We start from the raw sequence: 15,470 nt of genomic DNA on the forward strand, positions 1-15,470 counted from the left end.
AAATTTCACACAAAAAACAGGTATAAAGTTACAAAACTATTGCCGAATAAAATCGTCTTATGAATTTAATAAAAATAAAGCTGATTTTTATCAACATTACAGCATTAATACAACTATTAACAATAATGATACAAATTATGGCTATATTTGTATAGAAAATTACATCAAATATTTAATAATGAATTACACGGTTGTCGGCTTGTTTCCCAATCAGGAAAATGCCAAAAAAGTTTCGGCAAGTTTGGAACTTGCCGGATTCAAAAATGAAGACTACATCATTTACAGAACAGACCGGGAAAACACGCCCGAAGAGAAGAAAAATTTCTGGGAAAGACTGTTCGGAACAGCCCAAAATGAGGCTGAAAAAATTGATGCTGAAAAACTGATCACGAGTGTTCAGGTGCAAAATGAAGACGAGTTGGAAGATGCCAGAAAAACTTTTGCCCAAAACAATGCGGTAAATATCTACGAGTTCAAGGACATGACCATAGAAGAGGCAAAAAACCTGAATTATATCAAAAAAATTGTAGAACTGCGGGCAAAAGCTCAAATCTACTCCATTCCTGAAATTTCACTCAGTTCAGGAAGCATCAATGAAGGAATTAATGCCGAAGTAAAGGCTTAATTTAAAATTTTAATTTGTTAAACAGGAATCCGTGCATTTTACACGGATTTTTGCTTGCATTTTCCCCTTAGGTAAATTGTTTAATATTTCCCCTTCCATTTCCGTTTCAATTCCTCCGAAATTTTCTTTTCTGTGGAATTGTTTCCAGGTTCATAGAATTTCGTGCCTTTGATTTCTTCAGGCAAAAATTCCAAATCCACGAAATTTCCTTCGTGAGAGTGGGCATAATCGTAATCTTTGCCGTAATTCATCTCTTTCATCAGTTTGGTCGGCGCATTTCTGAGATGAAGCGGAACTGGCAGATTTCCGGTTTTTTGCACTAAAGCCAACGCATCATCAATCGCCAAATAAGTGGAATTTGATTTCGGGGAAACCGCCAAATAGACCGCCGTTTCGCTCAGGATAATCCGCGATTCCGGATTTCCGATGACGTTTACCGCCTGAAAACAGTTATTCGCGATGACCAACGCATTCGGATTGGCCAATCCGATATCTTCTGCCGCCAAAATCAACATTCGTCTCGCAATAAATTTGACGTCTTCTCCACCGCTCAACATTCGGGCGAGCCAATAAACCGACGCATTAGGATCGGAACCGCGCATCGATTTGATGAAGGCAGAAATAATATCGTAATGCTGCTCCCCATTTTTGTCGTAAAGCGGCATGTTTTCCTGTAATACGGAAAGTACATCTTCGTTGGAGACTTCCTGTTTCTTTGAATTCTTAAAATTATTCAGAACAATTTCCACCGAATTGATCAGCTTTCTTGCATCACCGCCGGAATACTGGATTAAAGCTTCCTTATCTTTTATTCTAAAATCGGTTCCTTCTTCGGCATTGTATTTAGCCAAAGCAATCTCCGCAAGTTCCTCAAGTTTCTCAAAAGTCAAAGACTTCAGGACATACACCTGACTTCTTGACAGGAGCGCGGAAACCACCTCGAAACTTGGATTTTCTGTAGTTGCACCAATGAGCACAATCCAGCCTTTTTCCACGGCATGAAGCAATGAATCCTGTTGCGATTTATTGAAACGATGAATTTCGTCGATGAACAGGATCGGCGATTTTCCCGAAAAAAGATTGAGTTTTTTGGCATTGTCAATGACTTCCCTCACCTCTTTCACACCCGATGAAACAGCAGAAAGCTTAAAAAATCTTCGGCCGGATTTTTCGGAAATAATTTCGGCTAAAGTGGTTTTTCCCGTACCTGGAGGTCCCCAAAAAATCAACGAGTTCAGCGTGTCGTTCTCGATCATTTTCCGAATGGTACCCTCTTTCCCCGTCAAATGCTCCTGTCCCAGAACTTCATCCAGAGTTTTCGGTCGGAGTTTTTCGGCTAATGGAATATTGTGGCTCAAAGTAGTAATGGTGCAATTATTTCGATAAATTCAGACTTCAAATTTAGGAAAAATCTTGTTCCTACTTCCATCTTCCCGCTTCCAACTTTTTATGTACTTTTGCAATGTTTTGAAAACCACTTTCAACAAAATCATTTCATTTCCTTTGGTAGTTCTTATCAGAATTTACCAATGGACGATTTCGCCCTTGCTTCCAAAAAACTGCCGTTATGAACCAACCTGCTCTCACTACATGCTGGAAGCGCTTCAAGTTCACGGCATTTTCAAGGGATTTTTTTTGGGTGTGAAAAGGATTTTGCGCTGTCATCCATGGGGAGGACAAGGTTACGATCCAGTGCCGAAGAAATGAGTTGGGCGGTTGAAGAATTGGAGTTTTTGATACTGGCTGAGTCTCGGTTAAAGAAAGTTATGGTTGGGAAACAACATCAATTCTAGTTCGAAATTCGAAATTAGTAAAAAGAAATAATTATAAAAAAATAGTTTATGCTGACATTTTTATACACCACTTGGGATCCATCTACCGGAATTCATCTGGGTCCAATCACGCTTCATTATTACAGTTTGATGTTTATTTTGGCGTTTGGACTGGGTTATGTCATCATGGCGAAAATCTTCAGGATTGACAATGTAAACCAAAAATACCTGGAACCGCTTTTCACATGGACTTTGGTGGGGACAATTTTTGGAGCGAGATTAGGACACGTTATTTTTTATCAGCCAGAACTTTTTAAGGAAGACTTTTGGTCGGTTTTTTTGCCCATCAGAACCAAACCACAACTTGAATTCAGCGGTTTTTCAGGATTGGCGAGTCATGGCGCCACAATCGCGTTGATTTTTACGACCCTGTATTATTCCTACAAAATCATCAGAAAAAATCCATTTTGGGTTTATGACCGGATTGGTATCGTAGTTGCTTTGGGTGGTGCGTTCGTGCGGATTGGCAATTTTTTCAATTCGGAAATCATTGGAAAACCTGCACCGGAAAACTCGCCTTTCGCGGTTCTTTTTCCACAGCAAAGTTCGGAATATGGAGCAATCGTGGCACGTTATCCGACCCAACTTTTTGAGGCGACAGGATATTTCTTACTATTTGTTTTGCTTTGGATTCTTTACCGTTACACCAACAAAAAATATCAGCAGGGATGGTTGTTTGGATTGTTTTTCATCATTCTTTGGGCTGTGAGATTTTTCGTGGAATTTTTGAAGGAACCACAAGGAGACGAGTTCATCACATTTGCGGGGTTAAATACCGGACAAATTCTTTCGATTCCTTTTATGCTGGCTGGTTTCGTTATTCTGTTCACGGCAAAAAACCGCACCATTACAGAGGATGAAAACGAAAAACCAGAGTAATCCAAACTATTCCAAAATTTTGAACGCATTTCCCAATTCCTCAACCAAATCAGAAGGAAGTACCGCTTCTTTTGAGTGTATTTCCGCAGCCAAATCTCCGGCTTTTCCGTGGAGCCAAACTCCGAAAATCGCCGCATTTTTGGGGGAATAATTTTGGGCTAAAAGAGAAGTGATGATTCCCAGCAAAACGTCTCCACTTCCCCCTTTTGCCATGCCGGAATTTCCAGTGATATTGTAAAAAACATGATTTTCCGGAGTGATGATTTGGGTGTGGTGATCTTTCAAAACTATGTAGATTCCAAGTTCTGCAGATTTCTGTTGAGCGAGTTCCAGTCTTTCAAATGAGTTTTGTGTCTTGCCAAAAAGCCTTGCAAATTCTTTCGGATGTGGTGTAATGATAGAGTTTTTCGGTATCAACTTTAGATACTCGGAATTTTTGGAAACAATATTCAGCGCATCCGCATCCAGAACCAAAGGTTTCCGGTAATTTTTCAAAAACTCTAAATAGGCAATTTCTGTCTCCGGATCAGTTCCCAAACCGGGACCGATTCCAATAAACGAATCCTCCTCCACCTCAAAATGTGAAATATAATTTTCGCCACCATATAAAAACATGGCTTCAGGACAGGTGGTCTGAAGGATTTCATAACCGCATTTCGGCGCAAGTGTGAAAGTAAGTCCACTCCCCGATTTCAAAGCCGATTTCGTGGCCAGAACGGCCGCTCCCATTTTTCCGAAACTTCCCGCCGCAATGGTGGTCTTTCCAAAAATTCCTTTGTGGGAAAAATCGTTTCTCGGAGTAAAGATTCCTTTAATTATAGATTTATCAACGACCCATTTCTGCGAAGGTTCCTTTTCAATAAATTTTTGGCTCAAACCGATATCCAGAACGTTAATCTTTCCACAAAAAATTCCGGTTTCAGGATGAAGAAAAGTTTTTTTCCAAAACTGAAAACTCAAAGTTTCATCGGCCTTAAAAACAGCAGAACCCTCTTCAAAAATTTGATCTGCAAATAAACCCGACGGAATATCAATTGAAATTTTAGGAAATGAAAGTTGATTGAGAAACTGCACGATTTCAGCTGATTTACCTTCCAGCTTTCGGTTGAGTCCGGTTCCGAACAGCGCATCGATAATTACCGATTTTGCACCAAATTGAAATTCTTTAACTTCATTAAAACCGAAAACACCGATTCCGGAAATATCTTTCACTTTATTCAGATTAATTTCAGCGTTTTTGGAGCATTTTTTTTGGTCTTTGTCTATGAATACGTTCACATCAAAACCGCATTGATAAAGCATTCGCGCCATTGCAAAACCATCGCCGCCATTGTTTCCATTTCCACAAAAAATAAAAAAGGAAGGGTCATCATCAGTATTTCTCAAAAGCCAATCGACACAGGATTTGGCCGCTCTCTCCATCAGATCAATTGACAAAACCGGTTCATTTTGGATGGTATCCAAATCACATTTCCGAATCTGTTCCGCACTGAATATCTTCATCTGATGTCTGGTTTTTATTCATTAAAGTTAATGAAATTTTCGGACCGTAGTTCGAGCAAACGTTGAAATTTTTTAAAAAATCTACCTATTTGTTCAAATTAATTTAATAAATTTGTTAGAATAACAATAAAAAGATAAATTATGGGATTTGTACAAGAATTTAAAGATTTTGCCATAAAAGGCAATGTAGTTGATTTAGCAGTTGCCGTAATCATTGGTGGAGCATTTGGAAAAATCGTTTCCTCGTTTGTTGCCGATGTGATTACTCCATTAATTTTGAATCCAGCGCTGAAAGCGGCAGGAGCCGAAAACGTGGCAAAACTGACATGGAACGGGGTCACTTACGGAAACTTTCTGGCCGCAGTGATTGACTTTATTTGCATTGCTTTGGTACTTTTCATCATGATTAAAGGTATCAACAAAATCCAGAAAAAGGCAGAAGTGGCGCCACCCGGACCCACTGAAGATCAAAAATTGTTGACAGAAATCCGGGATTTACTCAAAAAATAATTGGAATTTCTGTGAAATAATAAATCCGGTCCGAATTTTTTTCGGGCTTTTTTATTTTATTTTTCTGCTTTCAGCTGATCAATTTTCTCCTGAATTTCGGGGTCACTTGGGTGGATTGCGTAGTATTTGGCAATTCCTCCTTTCTGGTCGATCACCATGAATCTGGGAACCCAGTTCAAATCGATGAAATTATTGAAATTATTCTTCCAGCCTTCATCAAACCAATAGTTTTCGTTTTCTGCGATTCCATATTTTTCCAGACCTCTTTTCCATTGTTCATGGCTTCTGTCCAAAGAAAAATACACAAAGTCAATTTCGGGATTTTTCTGTTTCAGTTCAGTAGTTGCAGGCAGTGCGAGAATACAGTCTCTACACCAGCTTGCCCAAAAATCGATGATCACAATCCGTCCCTGATGTTTTTTCAGCACTTCTGAAATAGAAAGTTTTTTCCCTTCGAGGTCTACTATTTTTTGCATCAAAGCTGCTTTCGAAAATTCGGTTTTACTGATTTTCGGAACTTTCTGTCCCCAAACAGTAATCGAAAACATCAACAAAAAAACTGCAATTACATTTTTCATAGCTCCTTTTTTTCGAATAATACAATAGATGAATTTGTTTCAATGATTGCTTTCCCATTTCTCACGGTTGTTGTAATTCCAGAATAAGCATCTCTTAATTTTGTTCCGTCCTCAAAAATACCGGAGGTTGAAATTTCTTTTAAGCCCGGTTTTAAATCCAATCCCACTAAAACTTTATCCTGATTAAAAGTTCTGGTAAACCAGTATGGCGATTGAGAAATCATTTGATGAACTCCCGCTCCAACTGCAGGATGATTGGCCCGGAATTTCCCGAGTTTTTGATAGTGAGTCAATAGCGCTTTCGTTTGCGGATTGGTTTTCACATCGATCCAGTTCATATTGGAGCGAAGATTGGCGTCACCTTCTGCCCCGGTTACCATCAAAGGTCGCGCAGTTTCATCACCGTAGTAAATCTGCGAAATTCCAGGAGTCAGAAGCAGCTTAGTTCCGCTTTCGAAGCTTTTCCTCCTTTCTTTGTCAAAAGGCCAACTGTCATCATGCGAGGAAAGATAATTCAAAACGGTTTTCCCACCTAAATCTGAATGTAAAAGTTGGGAATAGTTAGAAAAAATCTCTTCATAAGATTTGTTTGCATCACCTTTAAAATCAAAATTGATCAGCGATTTGAAACCGTTTTGGTAATAGTTTACCTTTTTGTCACCAAAGTCGTAGAATTGTTTTTGTGAAATTCCGTAACCATAGACTTCGCCCACCATAAAAAATAAGTTTTGATCCAAAACTTTTGACGGATTATTTGTTTTGTAAGTTTCAAATGCTTCCTGGCAGACTTTCTGGAAGTCTTTCCAAACATCCTCATTCGTATGTTTCACGGTATCCACACGATATCCATCAATTCCAAATTCCTGCACATAGTCGGCAAGCCATTTCATGATGTAATATTTTGGTGCTTTCGGATAACCTGTTCTTTCGAAAAAATCCTTCAGTGATTGCATTTCCGCTTCGTACCTTCCCTCATTTTTCCATTTATCGACGAGCATTTGTGGAAGGTCAACGGATGCATTAGATTCCGTCAAAATGTCAGGAAGATTCGCCACCAAAGTGCATGCAGTGGTATTTTCGTAATTGGTGTATTTACATTGAGGCGCAGTTCGCACCCACGAATTCGGAAAAACGACATCCGGACCGGTAACCGGACCGGTATGATTAATGACCGCATCCAGAACGATTCGAATTCCCTTTCTATGGGCTTTTTCCACCAGCTCTTTCAAATCTGCCTTCGTTCCAAAATTGGGATCCAGAATTGTCCAGTCTTTTGCCCAGTAACCATGGAATCCATAAGTTTTCCCGGTTCCTTCATCAGTAGCGCCATGAATTTGTTCCACTAAAGGGGTCATCCAAATCGCATTAATTCCCAAATCTGAAAAATAATTATCATCTATTTTCTGAATGACTCCGCGCAAATCACCGCCTTCAAAACCTCTAAGCACAGCTGCTTTCTCTGTTCTTCCAAAATTCACATCATTGGATCGGTCGCCATTTTGGAATCGGTCGGTCAAAAGGAAATACATATTTGCACCTTCCCAAGAGAACGGTTGCTGCGTTGTTTTCTGTAAACTGGAGCAGGAAGCCAAAAAAGCCAATCCCGCAATGAGAAATAATCTTTTCATGCCTTTTTTTATGGTTTATAAAGGTAAATCAATTGCAAATCACAATAAAATCATTTCCAATTTTGATTGTATTTTAACATTAATTTAACATATTTTGTTATATTTGCCTTGTTAATCTAGAAATTGAATGACCATTTATCAGAAGATTGCTGAGAAATTACAGTTTATACTGCCTAAATTCTATAAGGAAAGATATTTCAAGAAATTGGAAGATCTGTCTGCCGGTAATTTTTCTGAGAAGAACATGGAGCCGGAATTGATCTGGATCAAAGATTATCTGCCGAAAAACGCAGTATTTTTCGATATTGGTGCCAATGTAGGTTCCTACATTTACCGAGTTGAACAGCGGATTCCACCGAAAAATATCTACGCTTTCGAACCCAACCCAAAACTTTTTGCCCGCCTGCAACGGATATTTCCGAAAGTGAATCTTTTTCCGATCGCATTGTCCGATAAAAATGAAACGGCCATGTTCAAGATTCCGGTGATTGATGGGAAAACCTACGATTCGCGAGGAACTTTGCACACTGATTTTTCGGAAGTTGGCGAAGAAAAAAAACTCACCCGGCAAGTGAAAGTCATGAAACTGGATGATTGGGCAGAAAATCAAAGCTTGAACCGGCTTGATTTCATAAAAATCGATGTGGAAGGAAATGAAATGGAAACTTTGCATGGTGCCAAAAATACCATCAAAAAATTTCGCCCGGTTCTGATGGTGGAAATGGAACAAAGACACCACGAAAAGCCTTTGCAGGAAATGGTTTCGGAAATAGAAACATGGGATTACACCGCGCATTTTATGAACCGTGAGAACTTTGGACTCAAAAAAATTGCTCCTGATTTTTTCGAAATTCAGAAAAATAATATGCTGAAAAATAAAAGCGAATACATCAACAATATCGTTTTCGTGCCTAATTACCATAAAAAATTTAAGAAATGAGCGTAGTCGCACGGCAAGGTTTCAAATATTCGCTGATTGGTTATTTCGGGTTTTTGCTCGGGACGTTTTCAGCGATTTTCATTTTTCCGCGGGACATGGAGTTCTACGGAAAACTTCGCTACATTTTGCCGACGGCGGAAATGCTTTTGCCCATCGTGGTTTTTGGGATTTCTTTTTCGAATGTGAAATTCTTTCACCAAACGCAAAGAGACGGAAAAAATCAAAATTTCCTCACGCTTTCTTTGGTTCAGGTGGCGATTAATTTTGCAGTTTTCACGTTGTTGTTTTTCGCGTTTTTCCTTATTTTTCCACAGTTCAAAAGTCTTGAACTCTGGAAGATGAAGCGGTTGATTTTGCCATTAATTTTGGTTTTGGCACTTTCGGCGGTTTTCAATAAATACATCTCGAATTTCAAGAGAATCGTGGTTCCGAACATTTTCGAGAACATTTTCCCAAAACTAGCTAATTTAGGAGCATTCTGCCTGTTTTTCTGGCTTGGATTATCAGAGAAAGGTTCGTATGGTTTTTTCTTCGGAATGTACCTCGTTGCTTTTTTTGGCTATATTTTTTATGCCAATCAGCTGGAAAAAATCAAACCGGATTTCCGCACGGATTACATGAAAAAAGATGGATTATGGAAAGAAGTTTTGACTTACAGTTTTTTCGGATTTCTAGGAAACATCGGAAATTACATCGCATTCCGGGTGGATAATTTCATGATTGGCGAATTTCTGAATTTCGAGGAAAACGGAGTTTACAGCATTATTCTTTCGATTTTGTCCTTCATCATGATTCCCCAAATGGGACTGTTTAACATTTCGGCGCCCATCATCAACAAATCCATTGCAGAAGGTGATTTCCAGGAACTCGACCGGTTTCATAAGAAGACTTCGCTCAGTCTGTTTTTTCTCGGTACGGTGCTGTTTTCTTGTATTTTGGTCGGCTTTCCCTATCTCTGCGATTTTATCAAAAATGGCGACCAACTTCGGCAGGCGGAACCGGTGATCTGGATTCTGGGATTCGCGATGCTTTTCGACTTGGCGACGGGTTTTAACGGTCACATTATTTCACTCTCCAAATATTACAAATTCACCATTGTGGTAATGCTCTTTTTGGCAATTACCACGATTTCACTGAACTGGCTTTTCCTCACGAAAACTCATCTCGGAATCATCGGAATAGCGATGGCTACAGCAATTTCGCTTACGCTTTTCAATGGAATCAAAATCGTGTTTAATTATGTAAAGTTTAATGTTTCGCCATTGAGCATCGAAATGATTTATGCAGCGATTATTTCCACCGTTGCCATTACTGTTGCGATTATCTTGCCTGATTTCGACCGAAGCATCTGGAATCTGATTTATAAACCGACGGTCGTTTTGGGAATTATTTTTACCGGAAATTATTTTATGAATATTTTTCCCGTGGAAGATTATGTGAACCGGAGGTTTTTCCAAAGTTTGTTTAAATTCTGACTAGAGATTAGACTTATTGTCGGACGCAATATTTTAAAGCAAGTCATTCAATACCTTTTCTAAATCAGTTCTGATTTTTTCCCTGTTGAATCTTTCCTGAAAATCATAGTTCTTTTCCGACTGATACCTAAAAATTTCAAAGGGATTTCTTTCATTTTCGTTCAAGATAAATGTGAAATCTGAAGGATAGCTTTCCGGAAAAAAGGCCATTTTTCCATACCTAATGGCATCACCGATATTTCCAGACATTTTGGTTTTTCCGTAAATTTCAGGATTGCTGAAGAATTCTGTTTTTTGCTTAATCGGACACCATAAAACATTGGCCTTGTTCATCCATTCATCGAAGGTTTTCTGCGGAACTTTTTCGGTGAAATATTTCATTTTGACCAATTCCAAGCACTGATCCAATTCCTTTAACCATATAAGTTCGTCACCTGCTGCTTTTCCGAGGAAAATGATTGCAACGCTTCGTTGTTCAGATTCTATTTCGCCTGTTTTGAACTTAATTTCTAAATCTTTAATTTTCTTAATGACCCACTTATAATCCCGTCTTTCTTGCGAAACCGCTCCGGGAATCACCACCGTGTACATATTTGAATCGGTATGCTCATTAAACTCATTAAAAAAAATCGGCAGAAATCTAAACTTTTCATTGCTTAGACTCTTATTCAAAACCAAAAGATTGTTCACATTTTCATAAATTTCCGGTGCTGAAAGCAATCCTTCCTTCCACCATAATTTCAAGCGAAACCGAAAATCCCTTTTGAAAATGTTTTTGAATAACTGAAATTTTGAAAGGCGGATAAAATTAAGATTATGAACAATAGCTGCGGTTTTATGCCTTTTAGAAATTTTATGGAAAACAGTGAAATACCGATGAACTGTCCCAACGATGATCAAGTCATAATTCCTGTTTTCCAATACATTCAAAATTTCAGAACTTTCGGTCTGGAAAATATTTTTTTTTCCAACTTGTAATTGCTCAAGAATCTTTCTCGAAAAATAATAATCCACGAAAAATTCCCGGGAATCGTTCATCAGTTCCATGAAATTCGAAGCAATTTCCGCATGGGTATCAAGCTCGATAAAAGCAATTTTTTTCAAAATTCAAGATTTGGTTTAGTACATCTTTTTCCCATTCGAAAAAGTTTCCAATACTTTGGTATTCAGAATCTCCGTTTCGGGGACCGTCATCAGATCCTGATTCAGAATGACGAAGTCTGCGGATTTTCCTACCTCCAGACTTCCGGTTTCATTTTCCTGGAACGCAGATTTCGCAGCCCAAATCGTCATTCCACGAATGGCTTGTTCGCGGGTTAAAGCATTTTCTTTTTGGAAACCGTTTGCCGGAAAATTCTTCGCATCTTTTCTCACAACTGCTGCTAAAAAAGTTTTAAACGGGTTGATTTCCTCCACCGGGAAATCGGTTCCCAAAGGAAGCCAACCGTTTTGTTTGAGCAAATCTTCATAAGCATACGCAAATTTCAAGCGCTCTTTCCCCAGTCTTTCTTCGGCCCAATACATGTCGGAAGTCGCATGAGTAGGCTGTACAGATGGAATAATCGAAAATTTTCCAAAAAGCCCGAAATCATTTTTATCCACAATCTGTGCATGTTCTATTCGCCATCTTCTGTCGTTTTTTCCACCCAAAACTTCGCCGTAAATATTCAAAATCACCCTGTTCGCAGAATCTCCGATGGCATGTGTACACATTTGAAGGTTGCTGTTTTTCAACTTTTTAGCCAAAGTTCGGAAATGTTCCTGATCGCTCAACAAAAAACCCCTCCATCCTTTTTTGTCGGAATAATCGTTGATGAGACACGCTCCTCTGGAACCGAGCGCACCATCAGAATAGACTTTAAAACCACCCACGGTGATATTTCCATTCGTATATCTTCCTTTTTTTGTCCATTTTTCATAATAGTCCGGGTTGTCTTCCAGCAAGGCAAAAATCTTCATTTTCAGCACGTTCTGGGCTTGCGATTTTTCTAAAAGATTTAAGGTGTGTTCGGTAATTCCGCAATCGTGTAGGGAAGTCAGACCATAGGAAAAACATTCCTTCTGCAATTCGGCAAAGTAGTTGATTGCCATTTCATCGCTGATTTGAGGCAGATGTTTTTCAACCAAAGTCATGGCGTTGTCAATCAAGATCCCGGTGAGTTTTCCGTTTTTCTGCTCGATTTCACCGCCGTTTATTTCCGTGTTTAAATTAATTCCGGCGACATCGAGTGCTTTTTGGTTCGCAATTGCAGCATGACCGTCGATTCGCTTCAAATAAACCGGTCGGTTCGGAAAAAGTTCGTCCAGCTTTTCTTTATCCGGGAATTCCTTTACCGGCCAATTATTTTGATCCCAACTTCTTCCGTAAAGCCATTCCATCGGTGCATTTTTGGAGTATTCCGTAATCCTTGAAACCACCTCATCCCAAGATTTTGTTCCCCAAAGTTCACATTTCCACTTGTCGGTCGCATAACCCGTGAAATGACAATGTGCATCGATAAATCCAGGAAAAACTGTTTTTCCTCGGAGGTTTTGGATATTCTTTGATTGATACTTTTTCAGAATGTCTGCAGATTTTCCTACCGCTACAATTTTTCCGTTGGAAATAGCCATTGCTTCGGCTTTTTCGAAGTTTTTGTTCACCGTGTAAATGTTTGCATTTTGAATGATGAGATCTGCTTTTTTTTGGGCGGAAAAGAAAACAGACATCAACAGAAGCAAAACCGTTTGGACAAGGCTGGACTTGTCCGAAAACCGAAAGTTTTCAGTGCAGTTAGCATTAGCGTTCTTCAATGCAGATTTATTTTTAAATTTTGTCATTACTTTTCGAGTATTGCATTAGTAAAATTCTTCTAATTTTGGACAGTTCGCGACTTGTCTTTACAGGCGCAGAATCTGTTTCCATCGCAGATTTCGGATGTATCTTATTTCTTCTTCTGAAAGTTTTCGCTCGCCTTTTTGCTTAAGATAGGTCTTTAACGTGGTAAAAAATTCTGAAAACGATCTGTTCTTCAAAGATGATTTGAGAGAGGAAACGATCGCCAAGGGAAAACTCAAACCGATATTGTAAAAATACTCACCGAGTTTTTCGGCTTTCTGCTTTTTGTATTTAAAGGCAGTCGGACGAAGATGTTTCACCCACAAATCTTTAATGGTGATGATTTCCCAACCGTTTTTCTTTGCCAACATCGTGTCGATATTGTCCCATCCCAAAACTGGTCGAAGTCCCTTCATCTGCTGAAAACATTCTTTTCGATATGATTTTATCGGACCGCGAATGTGATTTTTTGAGGAAAGATTTTCGAAAGTCCACTGGTGTTTTTCATCTTTAAAATCATACGCAAGATTTTTTTCGAAAACTGATTTCTTAATTCTGACCAACCCTGAAACCATTCCGGCTCTTGGATTTTCAACATACATCCGGTTGATTTTTTCTAAATAATTTTTAGGAAAAATAATATCCGCATCGAATTTACAAATGATATCAAAACGCTTTAAATCCACCATTTCCAGACCTTTATTGAAGGTTAGCACCACCTTTGCTCCCGGTTGATGTTCTGATTTTTCCAGATGTTGAACTTTAAACCGAAAATCAGTTGATACAAAATCATTTGTGATCTCCGCAGTTTTATCGGTTGAACCATCATTTACCACGATCACCTCAAAATCCTTGAACGTTTGATTTTTCAAGGATTCTAGACAAAATGAAATATTTTTCTCCTCGTTATGAGCAGGAATGATGATGAGGAATTTCATATAATTTTTTGCTCCCGGTCGCTATCGGAATTACTTTTGACTATTGGCTTCTTCCAGTTGATTTCCCAAGGATGACTGAACAGGATTGAACCATTTGAACATTGAATCATTGTAGCTTGCTATTTCGTCTCCAAATCGTCCATCCATTCTTTTATGGTATAAGTCACCAAACCTTCTTGAACGAAAGGGTCGTTTTTCACAAATTCTTCAGCAGATTCGCGATCAGTGAAAATTCCCATCGCACCTTGACCGGGGACAGAGAAAGGTCCGATACCGATGATCTTCCCGGCATTCACGAATTGGTCCTCATTTTCCTGATGTTTTGGAAAGACCTCCATCATTTTTTCCATCGTTCCTTCCTGTGTGTTTTCATAAAAAACTACTGTTCTCATTTTTCTGGGTTTTGGTTTTTATTGAAATCCGAAGTGCTTTTTCAGTTTAAGAAATCACGCCGAGTTCTTTTCCGACCTTTTCAAAAGCGGCAATCGCTTGATCAAGATGTTCTTTGGTATGCGCTGCGGAAAGTTGCACCCTGATTCTGGCTTTCCCTTTCGGAACTACGGGATAAAAGAATCCGATCACATAAATCCCTTCATCCATGAGCTTTTCCGCCATTTTTTGAGACAAAGGTGCATCATAAAGCATCACTGGAACTATCGCGGCATCACCATCCGGAATATCGAATCCTTTCGCTTTCATATTCGAACGGAAATATTCGGCATTTTTCATGACCTGATCCCGCAATGCAGTATTATCAGAAATCATGTCCAGAACTTTAATCGCCGCACCTACAATTCCCGGTGCCAAAGAATTTGAAAACAGATAAGGTCTTGAACGCTGTCTCAACATATCGATGATTTCTTTTTTACCTGAAGTAAATCCGCCCAATGCGCCACCTAATGCTTTTCCTAGGGTTGAAGTAATGATATCCACTCTTCCCATCACATCGTTCGCTTCGTGGGTTCCACGACCGGTTTTTCCTATAAATCCTGTGGCGTGGGAATCATCCACCATCACCAAACAATCGTATTTTTCGGCCAGATCACACACTCCCTGCAGATTCGCCACGATTCCATCCATGGAGAAAACGCCGTCTGTAACAATGATTTTGAAGCGGTGATTCTTTTCGGAAGCCGCTTTCAGCTGCTCTTCCAAATCTGCCATATTATTGTTTTTGTAGCGGTATCTCGCCGCTTTGCAGAGCCGAACTCCATCAATAATTGAGGCGTGATTCAACTCATCTGAAATAATGGCATCCTGCTCCGAAAACAACGGTTCGAAAACACCGCCGTTGGCATCGAAACATGCTGCGTAGAGAATCGTATCCTCCATTCCCAAAAACCCGGAGATTTTGGCTTCCAGTTCCTTGTGAATATCCTGGGTTCCGCAGATAAATCGCACCGACGACATTCCGTAACCGTGACTGTCAATCATTTCCTGGGAAGCCTTCATGACTTCCGGATCATTTGAAAGTCCGAGATAATTATTGGCACAGAAGTTCAGGAGGGTTTTCCCATTTGCTTCAATCACTGCGGATTGCTGAGAAGTAATGATTCTTTCGGTTTTAAAAAGACCGTCATTTTTGATATTTTGCAATTCATTCCGGAGATTTTCCAGGTAATTTTTGGAGATCATATTTTACTTTTTTTAATGAGGGTAAATTTATGAAAATTTACGGTGAATTTTATGTAGAAAACAATTAAATAGAATTCTGAAATGCATCGAGCAATCTTTTGAATTTTAC

At 39.2% G+C, this 15,470-nt stretch carries 15 protein-coding genes; 6 read left to right on the forward strand and 9 right to left on the reverse strand.

Going from position 1 to position 15,470, the window contains the following annotated elements; translation table 11 throughout:
• The first annotated feature begins 178 nt into the window (after positions 1 to 178).
• Positions 179 to 625 (forward strand): hypothetical protein, encoded by a 447-nt coding sequence (locus tag L0951_RS00795; RefSeq protein WP_234108699.1) that lies wholly within the window; start codon positions 179 to 181, stop codon positions 623 to 625.
• An 80-nt stretch (positions 626 to 705) separates the two neighbouring features.
• Here L0951_RS00795 and L0951_RS00800 read toward each other — a convergent pair whose 3' ends face one another.
• Positions 706 to 1,983 carry a replication-associated recombination protein A gene (locus tag L0951_RS00800; RefSeq protein WP_234108701.1) on the reverse strand — a complete coding sequence of 426 codons (1,278 nt, stop codon included), beginning with the start codon at positions 1,981 to 1,983 and terminating at the stop codon, positions 706 to 708.
• A 91-nt stretch (positions 1,984 to 2,074) separates the two neighbouring features.
• On the opposite strand from L0951_RS00800, the gene yidD reads away from it, so the two are divergent.
• Together yidD and lgt are read left to right on the forward strand one after the other, a co-directional pair.
• Positions 2,075 to 2,332 (forward strand): membrane protein insertion efficiency factor YidD, encoded by a 258-nt coding sequence (yidD, locus tag L0951_RS00805; RefSeq protein ID WP_234108703.1) that lies wholly within the window; start codon positions 2,075 to 2,077, stop codon positions 2,330 to 2,332.
• Positions 2,333 to 2,466: 134 nt separating this feature from the next.
• Positions 2,467 to 3,336, forward strand: a complete 870-nt coding sequence (gene lgt / locus L0951_RS00810; RefSeq protein WP_234108705.1) for a prolipoprotein diacylglyceryl transferase — start codon at positions 2,467 to 2,469, stop codon at positions 3,334 to 3,336.
• Positions 3,337 to 3,342: 6 nt separating this feature from the next.
• Here lgt and L0951_RS00815 read toward each other — a convergent pair whose 3' ends face one another.
• Positions 3,343 to 4,839 (reverse strand): NAD(P)H-hydrate dehydratase, encoded by a 1,497-nt coding sequence (locus L0951_RS00815; RefSeq protein ID WP_234108707.1) that lies wholly within the window; start codon positions 4,837 to 4,839, stop codon positions 3,343 to 3,345.
• Positions 4,840 to 4,980: 141 nt separating this feature from the next.
• Here L0951_RS00815 and mscL point away from each other — a divergent pair, with 141 nt between their 5' ends.
• Positions 4,981 to 5,349, forward strand: coding sequence for a large conductance mechanosensitive channel protein MscL (gene mscL / locus L0951_RS00820; protein WP_234108709.1), 369 nt, complete (start codon positions 4,981 to 4,983; stop codon positions 5,347 to 5,349).
• 56 nt (positions 5,350 to 5,405) lie between these two features.
• On the opposite strand, the gene L0951_RS00825 is transcribed toward mscL, so the two are convergent.
• Positions 5,406 to 5,927 carry a TlpA family protein disulfide reductase gene (locus L0951_RS00825; protein WP_234108711.1) on the reverse strand — a complete coding sequence of 174 codons (522 nt, stop codon included), beginning with the start codon at positions 5,925 to 5,927 and terminating at the stop codon, positions 5,406 to 5,408.
• Positions 5,924 to 7,555, reverse strand: a complete 1,632-nt coding sequence (locus tag L0951_RS00830; protein ID WP_234108713.1) for an alpha-amylase family glycosyl hydrolase — start codon at positions 7,553 to 7,555, stop codon at positions 5,924 to 5,926. The genes L0951_RS00825 and L0951_RS00830 overlap by 4 nt, the downstream gene beginning before the upstream one ends.
• Before the next feature lie 127 nt (positions 7,556 to 7,682).
• On the opposite strand from L0951_RS00830, the gene L0951_RS00835 reads away from it, so the two are divergent.
• Positions 7,683 to 8,495, forward strand: coding sequence for an FkbM family methyltransferase (locus L0951_RS00835; RefSeq protein WP_234108715.1), 813 nt, complete (start codon positions 7,683 to 7,685; stop codon positions 8,493 to 8,495).
• On the forward strand, positions 8,492 to 9,970 hold the full coding sequence (locus tag L0951_RS00840; RefSeq protein WP_234108717.1) for a lipopolysaccharide biosynthesis protein: 1,479 nt from the start codon (positions 8,492 to 8,494) through the stop codon (positions 9,968 to 9,970). The genes L0951_RS00835 and L0951_RS00840 overlap by 4 nt, the downstream gene beginning before the upstream one ends.
• Before the next feature lie 33 nt (positions 9,971 to 10,003).
• Here L0951_RS00840 and L0951_RS00845 read toward each other — a convergent pair whose 3' ends face one another.
• The 5 genes from L0951_RS00845 to kbl all read right to left on the reverse strand — a co-directional run bounded on the left by L0951_RS00845 (position 10,004) and on the right by kbl (position 15,361).
• Positions 10,004 to 11,074, reverse strand: coding sequence for a hypothetical protein (locus L0951_RS00845; RefSeq protein WP_234108719.1), 1,071 nt, complete (start codon positions 11,072 to 11,074; stop codon positions 10,004 to 10,006).
• Between the two features lie 15 nt (positions 11,075 to 11,089).
• Positions 11,090 to 12,790: an amidohydrolase gene (locus L0951_RS00850; protein WP_234108721.1), complete on the reverse strand. Its 1,701-nt coding sequence runs from the start codon at positions 12,788 to 12,790 to the stop codon at positions 11,090 to 11,092.
• Positions 12,791 to 12,850: 60 nt separating this feature from the next.
• The gene (locus L0951_RS00855) at positions 12,851 to 13,726 is read right to left on the reverse strand and encodes a glycosyltransferase family 2 protein (protein ID WP_234108723.1); all 876 of its coding nucleotides are present in this window, start codon (positions 13,724 to 13,726) and stop codon (positions 12,851 to 12,853) included.
• A 119-nt stretch (positions 13,727 to 13,845) separates the two neighbouring features.
• Positions 13,846 to 14,118 (reverse strand): YciI family protein, encoded by a 273-nt coding sequence (locus L0951_RS00860; protein ID WP_234108725.1) that lies wholly within the window; start codon positions 14,116 to 14,118, stop codon positions 13,846 to 13,848.
• 46 nt (positions 14,119 to 14,164) lie between these two features.
• Positions 14,165 to 15,361, reverse strand: coding sequence for a glycine C-acetyltransferase (kbl, locus tag L0951_RS00865; protein WP_234108729.1), 1,197 nt, complete (start codon positions 15,359 to 15,361; stop codon positions 14,165 to 14,167).
• Positions 15,362 to 15,470 lie beyond the last annotated feature (109 nt).

It is taken from the genome of Chryseobacterium sp. R2A-55 (assembly GCF_021401085.1).
In the GTDB taxonomy this organism is placed as follows: Bacteria; Bacteroidota; Bacteroidia; order Flavobacteriales; family Weeksellaceae; genus Kaistella.